Annotated in this window: 15 protein-coding genes; 5 read left to right on the forward strand and 10 right to left on the reverse strand. The window is 60.4% G+C overall.

The annotated features are described in order from the left end of the window. Positions 1–2: 2 nt before the first annotated feature. The 4 genes from NKJ01_RS17995 to NKJ01_RS18010 form a co-directional block, all read right to left on the reverse strand. Positions 3–2,423 carry an LPS-assembly protein LptD gene (locus NKJ01_RS17995; protein WP_352729825.1) on the reverse strand — a complete coding sequence of 807 codons (2,421 nt, stop codon included), beginning with the start codon at positions 2,421–2,423 and terminating at the stop codon, positions 3–5. Next, positions 2,423–3,508, reverse strand: coding sequence for an LPS export ABC transporter permease LptG (lptG, locus tag NKJ01_RS18000; RefSeq protein ID WP_352599342.1), 1,086 nt, complete (start codon positions 3,506–3,508; stop codon positions 2,423–2,425). The genes NKJ01_RS17995 and lptG overlap by 1 nt, the downstream gene beginning before the upstream one ends. Next, positions 3,505–4,707 carry an LPS export ABC transporter permease LptF gene (gene lptF / locus NKJ01_RS18005; RefSeq protein WP_352729827.1) on the reverse strand — a complete coding sequence of 401 codons (1,203 nt, stop codon included), beginning with the start codon at positions 4,705–4,707 and terminating at the stop codon, positions 3,505–3,507. The genes lptG and lptF overlap by 4 nt, the downstream gene beginning before the upstream one ends. A gap of 113 nt (positions 4,708–4,820) precedes the next feature. Further along, a complete protein-coding gene (locus NKJ01_RS18010; protein WP_156938602.1) occupies positions 4,821–5,009 on the reverse strand; it encodes a hypothetical protein in 189 nt (62 codons plus the stop codon). Positions 5,010–5,059: 50 nt separating this feature from the next. On the opposite strand from NKJ01_RS18010, the gene NKJ01_RS18015 reads away from it, so the two are divergent. Together NKJ01_RS18015 and NKJ01_RS18020 are read left to right on the forward strand one after the other, a co-directional pair. Beyond that, the gene (locus NKJ01_RS18015) at positions 5,060–6,571 is read left to right on the forward strand and encodes a leucyl aminopeptidase (RefSeq protein WP_352729829.1); all 1,512 of its coding nucleotides are present in this window, start codon (positions 5,060–5,062) and stop codon (positions 6,569–6,571) included. A 28-nt stretch (positions 6,572–6,599) separates the two neighbouring features. After that, positions 6,600–7,049, forward strand: coding sequence for a DNA polymerase III subunit chi (locus tag NKJ01_RS18020; protein ID WP_352599114.1), 450 nt, complete (start codon positions 6,600–6,602; stop codon positions 7,047–7,049). A 126-nt stretch (positions 7,050–7,175) separates the two neighbouring features. On the opposite strand, the gene NKJ01_RS18025 is transcribed toward NKJ01_RS18020, so the two are convergent. Both NKJ01_RS18025 and NKJ01_RS18030 read right to left on the reverse strand, forming a co-directional pair. Continuing rightward, positions 7,176–7,694: a DUF995 domain-containing protein gene (locus tag NKJ01_RS18025; RefSeq protein ID WP_352729831.1), complete on the reverse strand. Its 519-nt coding sequence runs from the start codon at positions 7,692–7,694 to the stop codon at positions 7,176–7,178. A gap of 88 nt (positions 7,695–7,782) precedes the next feature. Further along, positions 7,783–8,706, reverse strand: coding sequence for a glycoside hydrolase family 26 protein (locus tag NKJ01_RS18030; protein ID WP_352729833.1), 924 nt, complete (start codon positions 8,704–8,706; stop codon positions 7,783–7,785). A gap of 617 nt (positions 8,707–9,323) precedes the next feature. Between NKJ01_RS18030 and NKJ01_RS18035 the strand changes: the two genes are divergently transcribed. Both NKJ01_RS18035 and NKJ01_RS18040 read left to right on the forward strand, forming a co-directional pair. Continuing rightward, a complete protein-coding gene (locus tag NKJ01_RS18035; protein WP_352729835.1) occupies positions 9,324–11,207 on the forward strand; it encodes a glycosyltransferase family 2 protein in 1,884 nt (627 codons plus the stop codon). Positions 11,208–11,491: 284 nt separating this feature from the next. Then, positions 11,492–11,899 (forward strand): hypothetical protein, encoded by a 408-nt coding sequence (locus tag NKJ01_RS18040; RefSeq protein ID WP_352729837.1) that lies wholly within the window; start codon positions 11,492–11,494, stop codon positions 11,897–11,899. A 138-nt stretch (positions 11,900–12,037) separates the two neighbouring features. Here the strand turns inward: NKJ01_RS18040 and NKJ01_RS18045 are convergent, their stop codons facing one another. From NKJ01_RS18045 to NKJ01_RS18060, 4 genes are all read right to left on the reverse strand, one after another. Then, a complete protein-coding gene (locus tag NKJ01_RS18045) occupies positions 12,038–12,220 on the reverse strand; it encodes a hypothetical protein (RefSeq protein WP_352729839.1) in 183 nt (60 codons plus the stop codon). A 26-nt stretch (positions 12,221–12,246) separates the two neighbouring features. Next, the gene (locus NKJ01_RS18050) at positions 12,247–13,248 is read right to left on the reverse strand and encodes a glycosyltransferase family 2 protein (protein WP_352729911.1); all 1,002 of its coding nucleotides are present in this window, start codon (positions 13,246–13,248) and stop codon (positions 12,247–12,249) included. 44 nt (positions 13,249–13,292) lie between these two features. Continuing rightward, a complete protein-coding gene (locus NKJ01_RS18055) occupies positions 13,293–14,219 on the reverse strand; it encodes a lysylphosphatidylglycerol synthase transmembrane domain-containing protein (protein ID WP_352729841.1) in 927 nt (308 codons plus the stop codon). A gap of 184 nt (positions 14,220–14,403) precedes the next feature. Next, positions 14,404–16,032, reverse strand: coding sequence for an ArnT family glycosyltransferase (locus NKJ01_RS18060; RefSeq protein ID WP_352729842.1), 1,629 nt, complete (start codon positions 16,030–16,032; stop codon positions 14,404–14,406). Positions 16,033–16,383: 351 nt separating this feature from the next. Between NKJ01_RS18060 and NKJ01_RS18065 the strand changes: the two genes are divergently transcribed. Beyond that, the gene (locus NKJ01_RS18065; RefSeq protein ID WP_352729844.1) at positions 16,384–16,854 is read left to right on the forward strand and encodes a DUF995 domain-containing protein; all 471 of its coding nucleotides are present in this window, start codon (positions 16,384–16,386) and stop codon (positions 16,852–16,854) included. The last annotated feature ends 570 nt before the right edge of the window (positions 16,855–17,424 follow it).

Genomic DNA, 17,424 nt, shown 5'->3' on the forward strand with positions numbered 1-17,424 from the left:
TGTTACTGGATCGTGTCGACGCCGTTGGTCGACGAGCCGAAATCGCCGAGGGTGCGGAACGACAGATTGAAGCCGATGCTCTGCGAGACTTCCCTGGTGTTCAGGTCGCGCGACTGCGAGTAGGTCATCAGATAAGTGAAGCAGGAATCGTTGTAGGCGAAGCCGACACCATCCCTGACCAACAGGTTTTCCTGCAAATCGTAGGTTCCGGTGCCGAAGACACGCCAGTTCTCGGCGAGATGCGTTGATGCGCCAAGCGTGACCTCGTGACGATCAGTCGTGAAACCGTACAGGGGCTGGGCCTGGATGAAGGCGTATTTGGCGCTCAGTGACACGGGCAGGCCGGAATAGGCGGCTTTCACCTCGGTGCGGCGGTTCTCGAAGGTCTGTTCGTCGAAACGGCCGCTGATCGAGGCAGCGAATCCGTTGGGACTGCTGATGCCGAACAGACCGACATAGTCGGACTTGGTCGTGTCGAGGCCGGAATTGGCGCCGACATTGACCAGATCCGGCGCGGCGAAGGAGTTCTCGCCGCCGATCTGATAGGATTGGCCGAAGATGGCATTGGTGCCCCAGCCATTATTGTAGGAGCCGGAATAGCGGAAGCCGACATTGGCGCGCGAACCGCCTTCGACGCGGTCATAACCGGAGAACTTGTCGCGTTCGAACAAGGTTGTCGCGTCGAAGACCATGCTTTGGGCGTCTTCGTTGGGAACGGCGAGACCGCCTACATACTGTTCGTTCGGGCGCATGAAGACCTGCGCCATCGGCTCGATCACGTGACTGGACCCGCTGGCCATGGAAAACAGCACCGGCCAACGCATCTCGAGGCCTGCGGTTGCCATGAAGCGGGCAAACGACGAGCGCATGTCGTCCTGCTGGCCCAAATTTGTTGCCATGTTGTTGATGGCGTCGAGCGATGCCGACGACGCTTTGAGGTAGTCCACGTCGCCCTGCAGCGCCAGCAACGGCGTCAGCACCAGTCCGTCATCGGTGACGAAGCTCCGCTTCCACTCGGCTTCGGCGGTGAGGCGCCCGGATTCGCCTTCAATACCGGGGACACGCTGTGTGGGGACGAAGAAGGTCTTGTCGAGATCGTCGCGGCTGATGACCCGTGTGTTGACATTGAGCGACAGCTGGCCGCCGGCCATCGACACGTCGGGAATGTAGGCGTAGTCGAGCGACGGCAGCACCCAGGGCTGCTGGCCGCTTCGCGCCGCGGCATTGCTGCTAAGCGTATCCTCCTGCACATCGAAATGCATGGCGCGCACGTCGAAATAGTTGCGGCCGTTGAGACCCGTCAAGTAGACCGACGACTGGTGGACGGAGGCATTGTACTTGTCGATGTTATAGGTATGCGAGAAGTTCTTGTCGGTCTGCAGCAGCACGTCCCAGCCGAAATTCCAGCGCTGATTGATAGCGAACTGGCCCTGCGTGCCCATCATGCCACGGAATTTGTTGGGATCGCCCGCCGCACCCGTATCGACATTGTGCCCGGCGGTGCTGGGGAAGGCAGCCGTGTCGAGGAAGGCGTTGGGATCCTGCTGATGGATTCCGGCGATCTTCAAGCTGTACTGGCCATTGTTGAAGCGCTGGCGCCACTCAGCCTCACCGAGGAAGCCTTGCTTGGTGTAGCCGGTACCTGTGACGGTCAGGTCATAGGTCGGTGACAATGCAAAGTAATAGGGAATTTTTACGCCGACGCCGAGATCGTTTTTGTAGACGATGCCGGGTATCAGGAAGCCGCTCTTGCGCTTCACCGTCGGGTCGGCAATCTCGAATGCAGGCAGATAGGCGAGCGGAAAGCCGAAGAACTCGAAATTCGCGTTCTCGAAGCGAACCGTCTTCTTCTCGCCGTTCCAGATGATCTTCCGCGCCTTGACCCGCCAGGTCGGCGCTTTGTCGGGCTTGTCCTCGCACGGTTCACAGGCGGTGTAGACGCCATTGTGGAACGTGGTCAGCACGCCGCCCATGCGCTCGGCACTTTCGGCGGCGAAATACGCCTTGTCGATGGTTTCGACGCGCAACGCGTTGACGAAGCCGTCGGCGAAGTCATCGGTGATGTCGATATGTTCCGAATTGATCTTGGTGCCGTCGCTGTTGACGACCTCGACATTGCCGCTCGCGACCATCCGCTTGGTGTTGCGGTTGTATTCGACCCGCTGGGCGACAAGGCGATTGCCACCGTAGTCGATCTGCACGCCACCGACGGCGGTCACCGTCTGATTGTCGTTGTTGTAGACCAGCGTATCGGCCGCCAGCAACATCTGCGAGCCGGACGGAACCGTTGTCGCCATGTCGCCAACATCCTGCGCGAAGGCCGGCATCGGGACGGCGCAGGTAAGCAGGCACGCCAAGGCGGTCGCCGCATAGAGGCGCGCCAACCGGGCCTGCCTGTTGCTGGGCAAAAACGCCTCTCTCACTAGCCGTCTTCCTTGTATAACAGGAAAGTCACCCCGAAGAACATAGCCACCACGACCGGCACCCAGGCGGCTACGACAGTCGGCACGAATCCCGCCACGCCGAATGCCTTTACCAGCACCGAAACGACATAAAGCAGAAAGCCAGCGATGATGCCACCCAGAATCATCGTCGCCGACTGCCCCATCCTAGCAAATCGCATTGAAACCGTTGCCGCAATCAGCGTCATGGCGACGAGAAGGAACGGCAACGCCACCAGCGAATCAAACTGCATGGCAAAGGCATTTGCCTTGAGCCCGAAGGAACGGGCAATTTCGATCTTTCCCGGCAGATCGTAGAACGGGATGGTTTCGGGCCGCGCCAGCCGTTCCTGCACGAATTCTGGCTTCAGATTGGTTGGCACGCGATCGTTTGCCGATGCCTGGATCGTGCCGTTCTGCAATGTCTTGACGTCCTGCAATTCCCAATAGCCGTCGCGTAGGAAGGCACGGGCGGCGTCCTTGCGCTCGACGATGTTGCCTTGCGGGTCGAGAACGAAAAAGACGACATCGGCCATCTCCAGGCCCTGGTTCAAGATGGCCCGCGCGCCGATGATGGTGTCCCCCGAACCGGTTTTCTGCCGAATCCAGGGTGCGGCATCGGCCGAAACCTTGTTCGATTTTCCGGAACGCAGCTGGGTTTCGATCTGCTCGGACCAGGAGAATGCATGCGCGGCGAGCGGATTGATGACGCCAACTGACAGGACGCCGAACAGCAAGGCTCCGATGCAGCACGGCAAGAGGAATTGCCAGGCGGAAACGCCTGCGGAACGCGCGATGACCAATTCGTAGCGCCGGTTGAGCGACACCAGCGTCGCCATCGCCGAGAAGAGACCGACGAACGGCACGGTCTGCAGCATGATCATCGGCATTCGGAGGCCTGAGATGGCCACTGCCGTCCCGTAGGTGAAGCCGGGCAGGCCGGTGGTGCGGCCGGAGAGCTCGGTGAAATCGATCAGGAACACCAGCGCCAGAAGCCCGATGAAGAACCAGATAGTGATCGTCACATAGCGGAAGAAGAAATAGCGGCCCAGCGTCCAGCCCATCAGCCGACCCCTTGCCCTGAAGTGCCGCGCCCGGACAGCCGCAGTTTGAGAGCGTTCCAGCTGTCACCCATGCGGGTAGCGAAGTTTGTCATCCAGTCCGCCCAGGCCACCGGCAGCTCCATGGTCCGGTTGGAGACGATGAACCAGATCGCCACCGCGGAAGCCACGACCGGTATGCCATAAACCATATAGGCATATTGCGGGATATCGTCGGCCTTGCTGGCGGCAAAAAAGCCCAGCCAGCGCACGAACAGCGATATCCCGATGGCAGTAATCAGCGGATTGACGCGCGCCTCGCGGTGCGAACGCGCATCTCCGGCGACCGCGAGCGCGATGAGCGCGAAGACCATGGAATACATCCATTCCGAAAATCGCTGGTTGACCTCAGCCAAGTATTCATAGGGGTTCTGCTGATAACTTTTGTCGTTGGCGCTTGGGTTGAGCAGGTACTGGGTCGTCTGGTCCTTCGGCAAGAGCGTCACCGTCGAAGCTGACGCCATGAACGCCGACATGTCGAAGGCATAGGAGGTGAACCGGATGACTGAGAGATCGCCGGTCAGCGTTTTGCGATGGATGACACCGTCATTCATCATCAGCACCTTTTCGCCGCCGCGTTCGACGATGCTGCCGGTCTTGGCGTAGTAGACGAGGTTCACGCCTTCTTCGCGTGAATCGGCGACGAAGATGCCGCCCAGTCGATTGTCGGGAAGTCGTTCGCCGACCTGGAGGAACAGCCCGTCTTCGATCTTGCGGAAGGTGCCTTCCTGGATGATCAGCGACAACAGATCCGCGCGCGACGATGCCACCAGGGCCCGGTTTTTCTGCCGTGCATAGGGGTCGATGCCGTTGTCGACCGCAAAGGAAAAGACGGCTGCCGCGAGCGCCAAAAGCATGATTGGCCGCACGATCGTCCAGCGCGAGGCGCCTGCGGCGTTGACAACGGCGAGCTCGGAATCCGAATTCATGACGCTGAGCGTCTGTGCGACCGCCACCACCAGCGCGAAAGGCACCACGACCGGGATGATGGACGGAAGAATGAGGGCGGCGACCTCGAAGAAGGTCAGGGCCGACTGGCCGCTGTCGGTGACCAGGTCGATCTTTGCCAGCACTTGCGTCGTCCACACGATGGCCAGCGTCCAGACAAGCGCGGCCATGAAGACCACGAAAGTGCGGCGCATGATGTAGCGTTCAACGACCTTCATGAAGGCTTTTCTCGATCTTTTCGAACGGCATCATGCCACCACACAAGGGTAGCCGTCCGGCAGCGCCTGCACAACTGGCTCCATCAGAGGGTCGATCCGGTTCCCGTCCCAAGTCACCCGCCCCGGCGGGCCGGAGTGTCGGCGGGAATGGATAAGAAAGGGAGAACATCGATGGTTAACAACAGGTTGCGGCGAAAAGCGGTGCCGTGCCGCGAAGAATCACCATCGATTCCGTAGGTCATATGGGATGCGAATTCGGCAAAGTCTTGCCAAATGCCAGAAAACGACCAAATGTCGCGCATCGTCTCGAACCCTTCCCCAAAAGCTGCGCATTCCCTGAAAGCAGGACATTATGAGCCAAAGACCGTCGATCGCCTTCGCCAAATTCTCCTCACCTCAGACCGCGTCGAGCAAACAAGGCACAGCCTTCGTGCTCTCGGCGGATGAGGGCGGTCTGAGCGATGCAGCGAAGGCTTGCGATCCCGGCAAGACGCTGGAGCGGGCTTTTCCGGTGGCCGAGTTCACAGGCAAGTTCGCCAGCGTGGTGGAAGTTCTGGCGCCGCAGGGGGCCTCGCTCGACAGGCTGGTGGCGATAGGCGCCGGCAAGGTGTCGGGACTGGACGATTATGCGTGGCTGAAGCTTGGCGGCACCATTGCCGCGTCGCTGCGCAAGGCGGCCGAGGTGGCAGTGGTGCTCGACGTCGCCGGCGCGTCGCCAAGTGGCAAGGATGCGGCAAGCCTTGCGGCGGGCATTCTCCTGCGCAGCTATTCCTTCGACAAGTACAAGACCAGGAAGGACAAGGACGACGGCAAGGCCGAGCCGAAAAAGCCGGTCAAGGTGATCATCCACACCGCCGATCCGGCTGCGGCAAAAAAAGCCTTCACCGATGCCGAGGCGGTGATCGACGGCGTCCTGCTGGCGCGCGACCTCGTCAACGAACCCGCAAACGTGCTCGGGCCGGTCGAGTTCGCCGCTCGCGCCACGGAACTCGAGGCGCTCGGCGTCAAGGTTGAGATCCTGGCCGAGAAAGAGATGAAGAAGCTCGGCATGGGCGCGCTGCTCGGCGTCGCGCAGGGCTCGCCGCGCGGCGCTCGCATGGCGGTCATGCAGTGGAACGGCGGCAAGCCAAAGGACAATCCGATTGCCTTCATCGGCAAGGGCGTCACCTTCGACACCGGCGGCAATTCGATAAAGCCGGCGTCCGGCATGGAGGACATGAAGGGCGATATGGGCGGTGCCGCCGCTGTTACAGGCCTGATGCATGCGCTGGCCGCGCGCAAGGCGAAGGCCAACGTGGTCTGCATCATCGGCCTGGTCGAAAACGCCGTCGACGGCCATGCTCAGCGTCCCGGCGACATCGTCACCTCGATGTCGGGCCAGACCATTGAGGTGCTCAACACCGACGCCGAGGGCCGCCTCGTGTTGGCCGATGCGATGTGGTACTGCAACGACCGCTTTCAGCCGAAATTCATGGTCAATCTGGCGACGCTGACCGGCGCCGTCATGGTCGCGCTCGGCCAGCACTATGCCGGGCTGTTTTCCAACAATGACCAACTGTCCGAAAGGCTGACGGCCGCGGGGCACGCTACACAGGAGCGGCTGTGGCGCATGCCGCTCGGCGCCGAATACGACAAGCTGATCGATTCCAAGAACGCCGACATGAAGAACATCGGCGGCCGCTATGGCGGCGCCATCATCGCTGCGCAGTTCCTGCAGCGCTTCGTCAAGGACACGCCCTGGGCGCATCTCGACATTGCCGGCACGGCAATGGGCTCGCCGTCGAACGAGATCAACCAGTCCTGGGGGTCTGGCTTCGGCGTCCGGTTGCTGGATCGGTTGGTGCGCGACAATTATGAGCAGTGATCCGATTCAATCACTATAGAACGAAGCGATGGCCGACGTCCTGTTCTATCACCTGACCGAATCGACGCTGGAGGATGCGCTGCCGGGCCTCCTGGAGCGCAGCGTCGATCGTGGCTGGCGCGCCGTGGTGCAGACCGGCACCGAGGAACGCCGTGATGCGCTCGACCAGCATCTTTGGACCTTCCGCGACGATTCGTTCCTCGCCCACGCGACCGATCGTGAGGCATATCCCGGCGAGCAGCCGATCCTGCTGACCACCGGAGACGGCAATCCCAACCAGGCCAAGGTAAGGTTCCTCGTTGACGGCGCGGTGCCGCCTGACCTTGGTGGCTACGAGCGCGCGGTGTTCTTGTTCGACGGCCACGATGCCACCCAGCTCGAAGCGGCGCGGGGACACTGGAAGGTGATGAAGGACGCCGGCCATGCCGTCACTTACTGGCAACAGACGCCAGACCGTCGTTGGGAGCGCAAGGCTTAATGCATGTCGCCCAAAGTATCCTCGGTTTTGGGAGAGCGACAGGCTTAAAACAGCGGCCTAAAACAGGTCGCCTGAACCGTTCAGCCGATCTGCTTTAGACCAGTGGCTCGTCGCAGAAGACAGTATCTACTGCTTTGCCTTGATCAGGTTCATTTTCTTGGTGACGTAGTCTCCGTATTTCAATTTCATGGATTCGTCCGACCGGTTGCGATGCGAACTCCTGAAAACATACCACTCACCATCAGGTGATTTACGCTTGTAGATCACCTTGCCTGCCTGGCGATGCTCGAAGCAGGTCATCGAGCCCTTCACACCCCAGGAGCCATGCCATTGCGCACGGTAGCACAACTTGCCGCCGCCGGGGATAAACCACATGCCGTCGCCATAGCCCGGATTGCCTTTGTCGTAGGTCCAGGCGTCGAATTGCCGCTGCTTGACGGCAAAGAACCCGGCGCCCTTCTTGGCCCACAGCCACGAATGGTTCTGGTAGATCCGGTAGACGCCATCGTCAGGAATAACGGTGGCCTTTTGCGCCTGCTCGGCGATTGTCGTCGCCGCGTCGGCTGTCGAAGGGATATGGAAGGCAAGAACCACAACGGAGCAGGCGAATGCCGCTCCGCGACAATTTCCCGGTATTTGTTTCATCAAACTCCCCCACGGACTGATTTATGCCATGCCTCAACCATCTTCCCGAACCGCTGGTTCCGGAAGGAGATGGATCGGCATGATGCGCTTACGGCAGGACGTGCTGCGTCACTCTCCAGTCCGGCAGCCCGTAGCCATCCAACCACGGCCACACTTCCTTCTGGTTGAAGTAGACGACCGAAGTCAGCGCCGGGAACTCCGCATAGGATTTACGGGTATCTTCCTGCCACTTCGAGACATAGTCCTGCTTTCCGACATAGCCGAGTTCCGCAACCACGACCGGTTTGTTGAACCTTGCCACGCGGTCATAGCCGGGCTTCAGCATCTCGGCGAACGTACGGTCATGACCGGCCTCGTTAATGTCCTTCTTCTGCAGACCGAATACCGACAGGCCGATGACATCGACATAGTCATCGCCAGGGTAATATTTTTCCAAGCCCTCTTCGCCTTTGGGCGACCACATATACTTGGCGGCGGGGGCAGCCTTGCGGCAAAGATCGACTTCGCGCTTGTAAGCGGAGATCCAATCCTTGGGAGCCCAGTTGGCCCAGGTGAAGCGGCCGTTCGTGTCCTCCATTTCCTGCGCCCAGCGAATGGTCACCGGGCTCTTCATTTGTCCCACCAGGTCGCAGATAGCCTGCATGTTGGCGTCATATTTGCCGCCCAAAATGCCGTCGCGCAATTCGGGTGGGGTGATGCGCCAGTCCTTCGACCAGGTCCACGGCTCAATCGTGATAAGCAGCGAACGGCCGCGTTGCAGTGCATACGTATCGGCCAGTGGCAGCGTCGCCAGATCGACGTCCTCCCAGGGTAGGAACAACTCTTCGATGCTGGCGCTCTTGTCGGCGCTGAAGTCGCCATAGGGATCGTAGGATCCGAATGCCGAAGCGGCGCTGCTCGTCTGAACGGGGTCTGTCCCGGCGACGGAGCCGGCGCTTCCTGCTGTGGTGAATGCGGCGCTCCCGCCCAATGCAAGCGCGATTGCAAGTGCATTTGCTGCAGAACGTTTCATGCCTGACCTCCATAGCTTTAACTTCCCGCGGAAGTTAAAGCTTCGCCCATGCGTATCGATGATTGATCGACACGACTGTCCAAAACCAATCGGTCCAATTGGCTGAATCTGCGGGATTTCGGAGCGACCATTGGCGGGCGTGCGAGCCTTCGCACCGAGCCACCCAAAAACTATCTCTCGCTGCACCAACACCGAGGAGCTACAGAGAGAAGTTCGCCGCGATACTCACAAATTCGCGTCAATATCCCGATATATCATCCCTAGCTAATTTAAGAGCCGGTCAGGGCCAAGAGTCAAGCACAATTAATGGTTGCTTAACCATGTCATTGGCACTGCGGGTGACGCCGCCCTCTGGCCGGATCCCCTCCGAATGGCCTCGATCCTGTCGGTGGATTTCCAACGCCGAAGAGTTTGCCGGCTCACCCGCTACAAGCCGCTCGATGGCGGCTATTCCTCTCCCAAGGCCTTCCAAGCGTAGCTCACCAGATCTCAGGAAAAATACTTAACGAATATCTAATTTAGTTGACACTAAGAAAGTGTGGGCCGATTCTGTTGCCCGGGTTTTGCGAGCTTCAGCCACTTGTCGGCGGAAGCCCAAAGTGGCGGCGGGTAACTGTATGGGTGCTTCCGTACAAGCTGGCATCATCGGCCGTGCGAGCAGACGGGCAGCGCATCGCTCTAAGACGGCTCTGGCCGCCACTGCGCGCAAAGGGCTTTTTTTGGTGCCCGTGCTGTCGGTCACTCAGCAATGGACCCTGAGACTGGCGCTGGCTTTCTGGTTCGTCACGCTCGGATTTTTCTGGATCTGGTGGCTAAAGCCCGAGCATGTCGAGCATGCTGGGCCATACGCATTCGCGACACTCGTTCTGGTGTGGCTCACGCTCATGCCTTTGTACTTTCTCCTGAACGTGCATGCGTCGAAAAAGCCGTCCAAGCTTCACACGATCCCGAAGCGCTCGCGGGTCGCCATGGTCGTGACCAAGGCGCCATCCGAACCCTTTGCCGTGGTTGCCCGCACGTTGGAGGCAATGCTTGCGCAGGACTATCCACATGACACTTGGCTGGCGGATGAGGATCCTTCCGAGGAGACGGAGCGCTGGTGCAAGGCTCGCGGCGTGCTGATTTCGACGCGGCGCGGCAGGGAAGACTATCACCGTACGACATGGCCGCGCCGCACCCGCTGCAAGGAAGGCAACCTGGCGTTCTTCTACGACCATTATGGCTATGAGTATTACGATTTCGTCGCTCAGATGGACGCCGACCATGTGCCGACGCCGACCTATCTCAGGGAAGTCCTCTATCCCTTCGCCGATCCCGCGGTCGGTTATGTGTCGGCGCCGAGCATCTGCGACAACAATGCCGCCGAAAGTTGGGCGGCGCGCGGCAGGCTGTTTCCGGAAGGGATGTTTCACGGACCTCTGCAGTCCGGGCATACGGGCGGGGGAGCTCCGCTCTGCATTGGCTCGCACTATGCCGTGCGGACCAAGGCGCTGAAGCAGGCTGGCGGTCTCGGTCCGGAACTGGCGGAGGATCACTCCACTTCGATGCTGATCAATGCGGCCGGATGGCGCGGGGTGCACGCGCTCGACGCCATCGCCCATGGCGACGGCCCACAGACCTTCGCCGACCTCGTTACCCAGGAGTTCCAGTGGTCGCGCAGCCTGATGACGATCCTGCTCGAATATTCGCCGAGCTATCTCCCTAAGCTGTCACCGCGGATGCGGTTCCAGTTCCTCTTTTGCCAACTCTGGTATCCGCTGTTCGCCGTCTTTGCGTTGCTGATGTACGTCATGCCGATCTATGCGCTGTCGACCGGACGCAACTTTGCCAATGTCATGTATGTCGACTTCCTCTTCTATTATCTGCCGAACGCCGTCGCTCTGGTTGGCTTGGTTATGATGCTGAAGGCGTTCGGCCTCTCGCGCCCGATGACGGCCAAGACGATCAGTTGGGAAGGCACGCTGTTCGTCTTCTTCGCGCGCTGGCCCTGGGTGCTCGCCGGCACGCTGTCGTCGATCCGCGACTATCTGACCAAATCGTTCGTCGATTTTCGGGTCACGCCAAAGGGCAGCGGCCCAAAAAGCCTTCTGCCGGCCCGCGCCCTCGCTCCCTATGTGGCGCTGGCGATCGGCGCGGCGCTGCCCGTGCTGCTCGTGGATCACCCCTTCGACGCCACCGGCTTCTACTGGTTCGCCGCCTTCAACGCCTTCCTCTATGGGCTTCTGGTGGTGGTCATCGTCGCAAGACACGTCATCGAGAACAGGATCCCGTTGCGTGCCAATGCCGCGAAATTCGCCTTGCAGGCGTCGCTTGCCACGCTGGCGCTCGCCGTTCCGGCCGTGGGCTTCTACGATCGCGGTCTGGAAGGCGTCTATGGCCTGCAGCAGGGCGCCGGCGGCCTCCGCATCGTACGCATCGCCTATGTGGTTTCCGGCGCCGGTCAGGGCAACATCGGTGCCCGCAATTTTTACTTCGATCCCGGCTGGGTATCACCGCGCTGACGCCGTGAGGCGTACGCGCGCAAACAGTTCCCTGAACTGCATTTGGCTTGATAGCAGGCCAGCGACCGCAGCAGTGGCGGCGCGCTCAAAAGATCAAATTTTAATAAAATCTTATTGAGCGCCGAAAGACCGCGCTCATCATGTCGTTTGCCCGAATCTTAATAAGCTTCCTCTAATATGTGGCCACGATGTAAGTGGCGATAGGCTGCTGACGTGGCGCGGAGACATAATAAGAGAAATAGATCTCAGCGCTCCAGCGACTTGTATTTGTGGCAGGGGATGCGATGAAGAAATTTATGGTAAGCGGGGCAAGGATCGGCAAGAAATACGCCTGTGCATTTACCGCTGTTGCATTGATCTCGATGGCGTCCGGTTGCCAGAGCATGGATGCGAACAAGACCAGCTCGATCGGCACCAAGCCCGTGGTTTATACGCTCGGCAAGAAGCAGCACTCCGTCGAGAACAAGCCGCTGCATCTGATCAATCGCAAACCGCTGACACGGATGACGACCGTGACGCGTACGAGGCAGGAGATCTATGCGGCTCTCGTGCGGCCGCAGCGGGTCGGCGGGCCGGCGCCGGTGAAGGTTTCCTATAGTCCAGGCAATGGCGGCCCGTTCCTGGGTCATTCGCCCTGGATTTGCAGCCCGAGCGGCTTCGGCCAACGCGCCAGTTGCCGTTCGCGTTACTGATTTAGTTTAGAACATCAGACGCAAAAGCGGCGGCGCGGTTTGAGTGGAGAGCCGGCCGCTCTGGTCTTCGCCGGGGGGCGAGAGTCAAGGGCAAGAGGTTGGCGCAGGCGTTGCACCTTACCTCTTGCCCTTCGACCATCATTCTGGCGACACGGTTCGGCAAACCAGTCCTAGCTCGATCCGCACCTTCCTGGCGACAAGCCGGCTTCGCCTTGCCACCTTCAGTGCCGGATTGCACCAGGCGTTCATGTTGCCGACGACTTCGTCGATCCGCAAGCCGCCGGCAGACATGCCCGCCGCTCCGGTCACCACGATCGGCATGGAACCTCTAGGGTGTTCCAATCGGGTCACGATGACCGGCCAGGGCGGTGCCAACCGTCATTGTTGTCGGAAGCCGGCTGCGGCCGCGCGACATAGGCCGATGCTCCGTTCGCCTCGTGATAGACGCGTGCCAGCATCTCGGCCAGCACGCCCGACGTCACCATCTGCACCCCCGCGATAAGCAGGAAGAAGCCGGTGAACAGCATCGGGCGTGTTCCGATGTCCTGCGCGAAAAACAACTTCAGGCAAAGCAGGTAGGCAAGGATCAACGATCCCAGCGCGCCAAGCACGATGCCGATGCCGCCGAAGAAATGTCCGGGACGTGTGCGATAGCGCATGAAGAAATACATGAACACCAGATCGAGAACGACCCTGAAGGTGCGCGAAATGCCATATTTGGACTCGCCGTGGATGCGGGCATGATGCGTCACCACCTCCTGTGCGATGCGTCTGGGGGTCGTCACCGTGGCCAGCCAAGCCGGGATGAAGCGGTGCATCTCGCCATAGAGCTTGACGCTGCGGATGACATTGCCGCGATAGACCTTGAGGCTGCAGCCATAGTCCTTGAGACGAACGCCGGTGACACGCGCGATCAGCGCGTTGGCGATACGCGAGGGGAGTCTGCGCATGAAAAAGCCTTCCTGGCGGTCCTTGCGCCAGCCGACCACCAGGTCGAGATCCTCGCTCAGCAGGCGGTAAACCATGCGCGGAATGTCGAAAGGATCATTTTGCAGGTCGCCGTCGATCGTGGCGATGACGTCGCCGCGTGCTGCGTCGATGCCGGCCTGCATCGCGGCGGTCTGCTTGTAGTTGCGCACCAGCTCGACCGCGTGAACATGCGGGCCGTAATGCGCTGCCAGGCGCCTGATCTCGCTCACGGTCGCGTCGGTGCTGCCGTCATCGACCAGCACGACCTCCCACAGCCGGCCGTAGCCTTCCATCGCCTGGTGAATCCGTGCCAGCAGTGGCTCGACGTTCTCGGCCTCGTTGTACATGGGTACGACGATGGACAGCGTATGGTCCGGCATCACTGCGCCGTCAGGCAGTCCCGAAGCAGGGATGGGCAATATGTTCATTGTGATGGCTTCCTTGCAGGTCCGACAGCCGGGTTCCCCGGCAGCGTCGATTTCGAGGGAAACAGCCAGGCGATCGCGCCCGTGACGATAGCCGAGCAGAAGATGAACAGGTGCAGCGCCAGCGCCGCCTGCAGGCCGCTCTTCATCGCGATTCCGGAGGTGAGCAACGCCGCCGCCGCACCCGCCTCATAGGTACCGAAGCCGGCGACGCCTTGCACTGGCAGTATGGCGGCGCCTTCGGCTCCGACGACGCCGGGAAAGGCGGTGGTGAACGATGTCCCCAATATCAGCGCCAGCAGCCATCCCTGCACGGTGAGCTTCAGCGACCAGTTGGCGATTGTCCACCACCAGCCGTAGCGGGAGCGACCGGTCGCGTCGGTGAAGGTGTCGCGAAGCAGGCCGAGCTTGGCCACGATCCTGCTGCGCCCAGCCCAGTCATGCGGAGCACGTGCCCAGCGCGGCAGGTACCAGGCGGCGGCGATCAAGGCGGTTACGCCGGCGATCCTCATCGCCGGATGCAGGTCCGGCCACACCGCCAGGGCCAGCACGCCGACAACGAAGGCGTCCTGCAGCCTGAACCACAGCAGCGAGGCGCTGGCGCGCATGATCGGTACGCCGAAGACTTGGCGCAGCAGCAGCGGGAAGGCCGTCTCGCCGCCACGGAAGGGGATGACGTTGATCATCGCATTGTGGATCAGGATAATGCGCAGGCAGGCGCCGAAACGGCCATTCACCTCGTCGCGGAACTCGTCGCAGACGCGCAGCGCACGCAAGACATAGGTGACGAAAAACGCGATCGTCGCCACAGCGAACGTGCCGGGCGTAATGCGCTCGAAGGCGTCGCCGACCATGCGCCAGCGCGAGTCGCTGGCCAGCCAGGCCAGCAGGGCCAGCGTCACGACTATCGAGATTGCTCTTTTCAACCAATTCTCCGCCGGTTTTCTCCGCCGAGTTCCAGCGGCAGCGTCGGTGCGCCCGAATATCCCTGGCGTCATCAGGGATCGCTTCGCCTGGTCCGCCGCGCTGCCTTCCGCAGGCGAATGCGGGGCCCGCTGAACCGTCGGACCATTTCTTGTCGAGGGCCTACGCCCCGGACCGTCGCAGTTCTCATGGACGGGTGATCCTATAGACCAGCAAATCATCCGAATCCACAAGCTTGGTTCCGGTCTTGTCCAGATAGTCGATGACCCCGTCATGATGCTCGACGAACAACCGATCCTGCTTGTCGGCGGCGTTCTTGGCCGTGCCGAACAGGTCCGCGCCCTGTGCGCGCAACTCCTCGAGCTGCGCGATCGCGGTGGCATCGTCCGCGACGAATTTCGACCATTCGACATCGCCTCCACCAGGCGGGAACACCCAGCCGCGCGCCCTGCTGTAATAGACTGCGACGGGATCGCCGGCCTCGGGCGCGATAGCGACGACGAGGTCGCCCGGGCGCGCCAACCGCGCCAATTCCTCGCCGAGCAGTTTGCCGTTCATGGCGATCGGTGCCTTCATCGTCCTGACGAGGGGAAAGGTCGACCACACGAGTGTGACGACCGCGATGCAGATCGATCGCAGCACGACCGCCGGCGACAGAACGGTTCCCGATGCAAGCGTCGCCAGGAGAAGTGCGCCGCGGCCGCAGAACATCGCGAACGGCACATGGAAGATGTGGTAATTCCAAGGATTGCTGGTGATCTCGCGCGCCGCCGCCAGATAGACGACCATGGCCGCGGCCAGCCAAACATAGGGAATGGCCGAAAGAGCGCGTTGCTTCGGGTCTTTGGCGGGTCTGGGCGGCATCCAGAAGCCGACCGCGATCAGCACCATGAACGGATAGCCGTAGAACCACCAGACTGAGGTGTTCCACACGGATTTGAAGTAGAAGCTGTTCCTGAAGAATGTCCAGAAGCCGGAATCCCAGATGTAGCCGCTACCCGCGACATGAAACGGCGGATAGCGGTGGCCGAGATAGATGGCCCAGCTGAAATAGGCGCCGATAATAGCCAGGCTCAAAAGCCCCGACAGCAAGACCCTGGTCGCCGGCTTCCACTTCTTCTCCAGCAACCAGCAGACCATCAGGTAGAAGATGACGGCGCCGGCGGCGAGGCCCGGCGGCTTTGACAGCACGCCGAGCGAGAAGCTGACCGTGGCGAGCGGCAACAGCCGGCCGTTGCCGCCGGCCCAGTATTTCGCGAAAAGCCAGACGCCGAGCGTCACCAGGGCCAGCATCGAGGGATCGGGAAGAAACGAACTGTCGATCATGATAGCCGCCGGCATCAGCGCATAGGCAAGGGCTGCGGCATGGGCGTGCGTCTCGCCCCAGCATAGCGCCGTTAATCTGTGCAGCGAAAACACCGTCACCAGGCCGAAGAAGGCCGCAACCATCCGGCCGAACCAGTCGTGCCAGCCGAAGAGTTGATAGAGCAGGGCGGTGAGATAGCTGACGATCTGGAATTCGCGGCCTTGGTAACTTGGCCCGGGCCCTGTCCAGCTGACCTCCGGGAAGAAGATATTCCAGCTACGCTGCTGGAAATTGTCTGCCATCATTGCCGTGCTCGTCTCGCGCCAGCTGAAGGCATCGACCAGCGGCAAGGTTATGTTGTGGAACCTGAATACGACCGCAATGAACAGGATCCCCAGCAAGATCGCCGTGTTGGGGACCAGATAGTTGCGAGCAGCCGTGTCCCGGCCGGTCGAACGCGGCAGGTATTGCCGAACTTCAGCCTGATTCAATTCCGGGTCGTCTGTCATTTGAAACCGCGTCCCCTCTGACGTCCGCGGATTTGCTCTTGCGTGCGATTGTCAAAGATGCGGAAGTATACGACGCAATCCTTAATTTGACGACGGCGGTCTATGCGTGTCTCGAATAAGTGCTGTCCTTTGGCCTCGCGAACGTTGACATCGCGGTTCTCGCGGCTGTTAAATAGTTCGCATAGCTGTCGCGCCGATAGCACTGCCCTTGGTCAAACAGACGTACGAATGTCAATGGTGCAGATAGCTCCGACCAGATCGCCGCCAGGTGTTGATCGTTGGCGACACAAGGACCGTCGTCGGTTCGCAAGTTGCAAGCAACTTCTGTTTTTCCTGGCCGTCTTCGGCCAGGTGGCCCTTTCTGGAACGGCTTACGCCGCTAAGGACAGCGCAGTTGCGCAAGCGAATAGCGCAACTGTTCCAACTGCTTACGAACTGCAGCTTATGTATGCCGGCCGCACATGGGTATGGAAGAACGGAGCGGCCTATTTCGCTCAGGGCGACCGACACCTCAAGGCCTGGACGTCCGGGCAGGACACGGCATCAGTCGCGGAGGGCAGATGGCTGGTGACCAGCGGCGGCAAGATGTGCATGGAACTCGCCTGGCGGTCGAAGAGCTACGCCGGCAAGCAGCATCGCACCTGCTACAGCCACCGAATCCAGGGCGGGAACGTCGAGAAACGCAAGGACCCGGATGGGGAATGGTATAGTTTCAAGCGATCTCCCGAGGGTATTTCCGACGAACACAGGAAGTTCGAAACAGGCGACACAAAGGGCGCGCAGTTCGAAGAGGCCCGAAAGCTGGTCGATTCCAAGAATTAGGCCCTGTTCAGCCGCGTTGAGGCACAAGCGGACTCGGCCCAGAGGGCGCCCGGTCTTGGTTTCTGGTGGTACCGTTCGGCATGGCCGGCATGAGCCATGACACAGCCGATGATTTTCGCAATCCGCTCCCGACCCATCGTGACGGGTTGAACAACCTCCAAATCCATCGCTGTTCTTGAGAGCAGGCTGCACTTTGCCGGGCGCCTGTCCAGCAAGCGGCGAATCGCTTATGGTCAAGCATCAAGCCGTTCGGCACGTGCGATCAGCGCGCCTACCGCTGCATGATAGCATTCAATCCTATGTGACAGAACGACAAGATGGTGGGCCTACCACACGGGTTTGATGAAATTTAATAATTAGTGATGTCTAATGTTCACGTGTGATGTGCGAATGGTCACTCATCCGGCGTGAAAGCGGCGAAGGCATAGTATGTCGCAACGCGCCCTTGGATTATACTTGGTAGCAAGGGATAAATGATGGACAGCGACGCAAAGGGTGCATTTCGCCCAAGTAATACTTTCGTATCTATTGCCGCGGCGGTGGGAATGAGTCTTCTGGTTGCAGGTTGCC

The organism is Mesorhizobium sp. M0276 (genome assembly GCF_040321755.1).
Classification (GTDB): Bacteria; Pseudomonadota; Alphaproteobacteria; order Rhizobiales; family Rhizobiaceae; genus Mesorhizobium.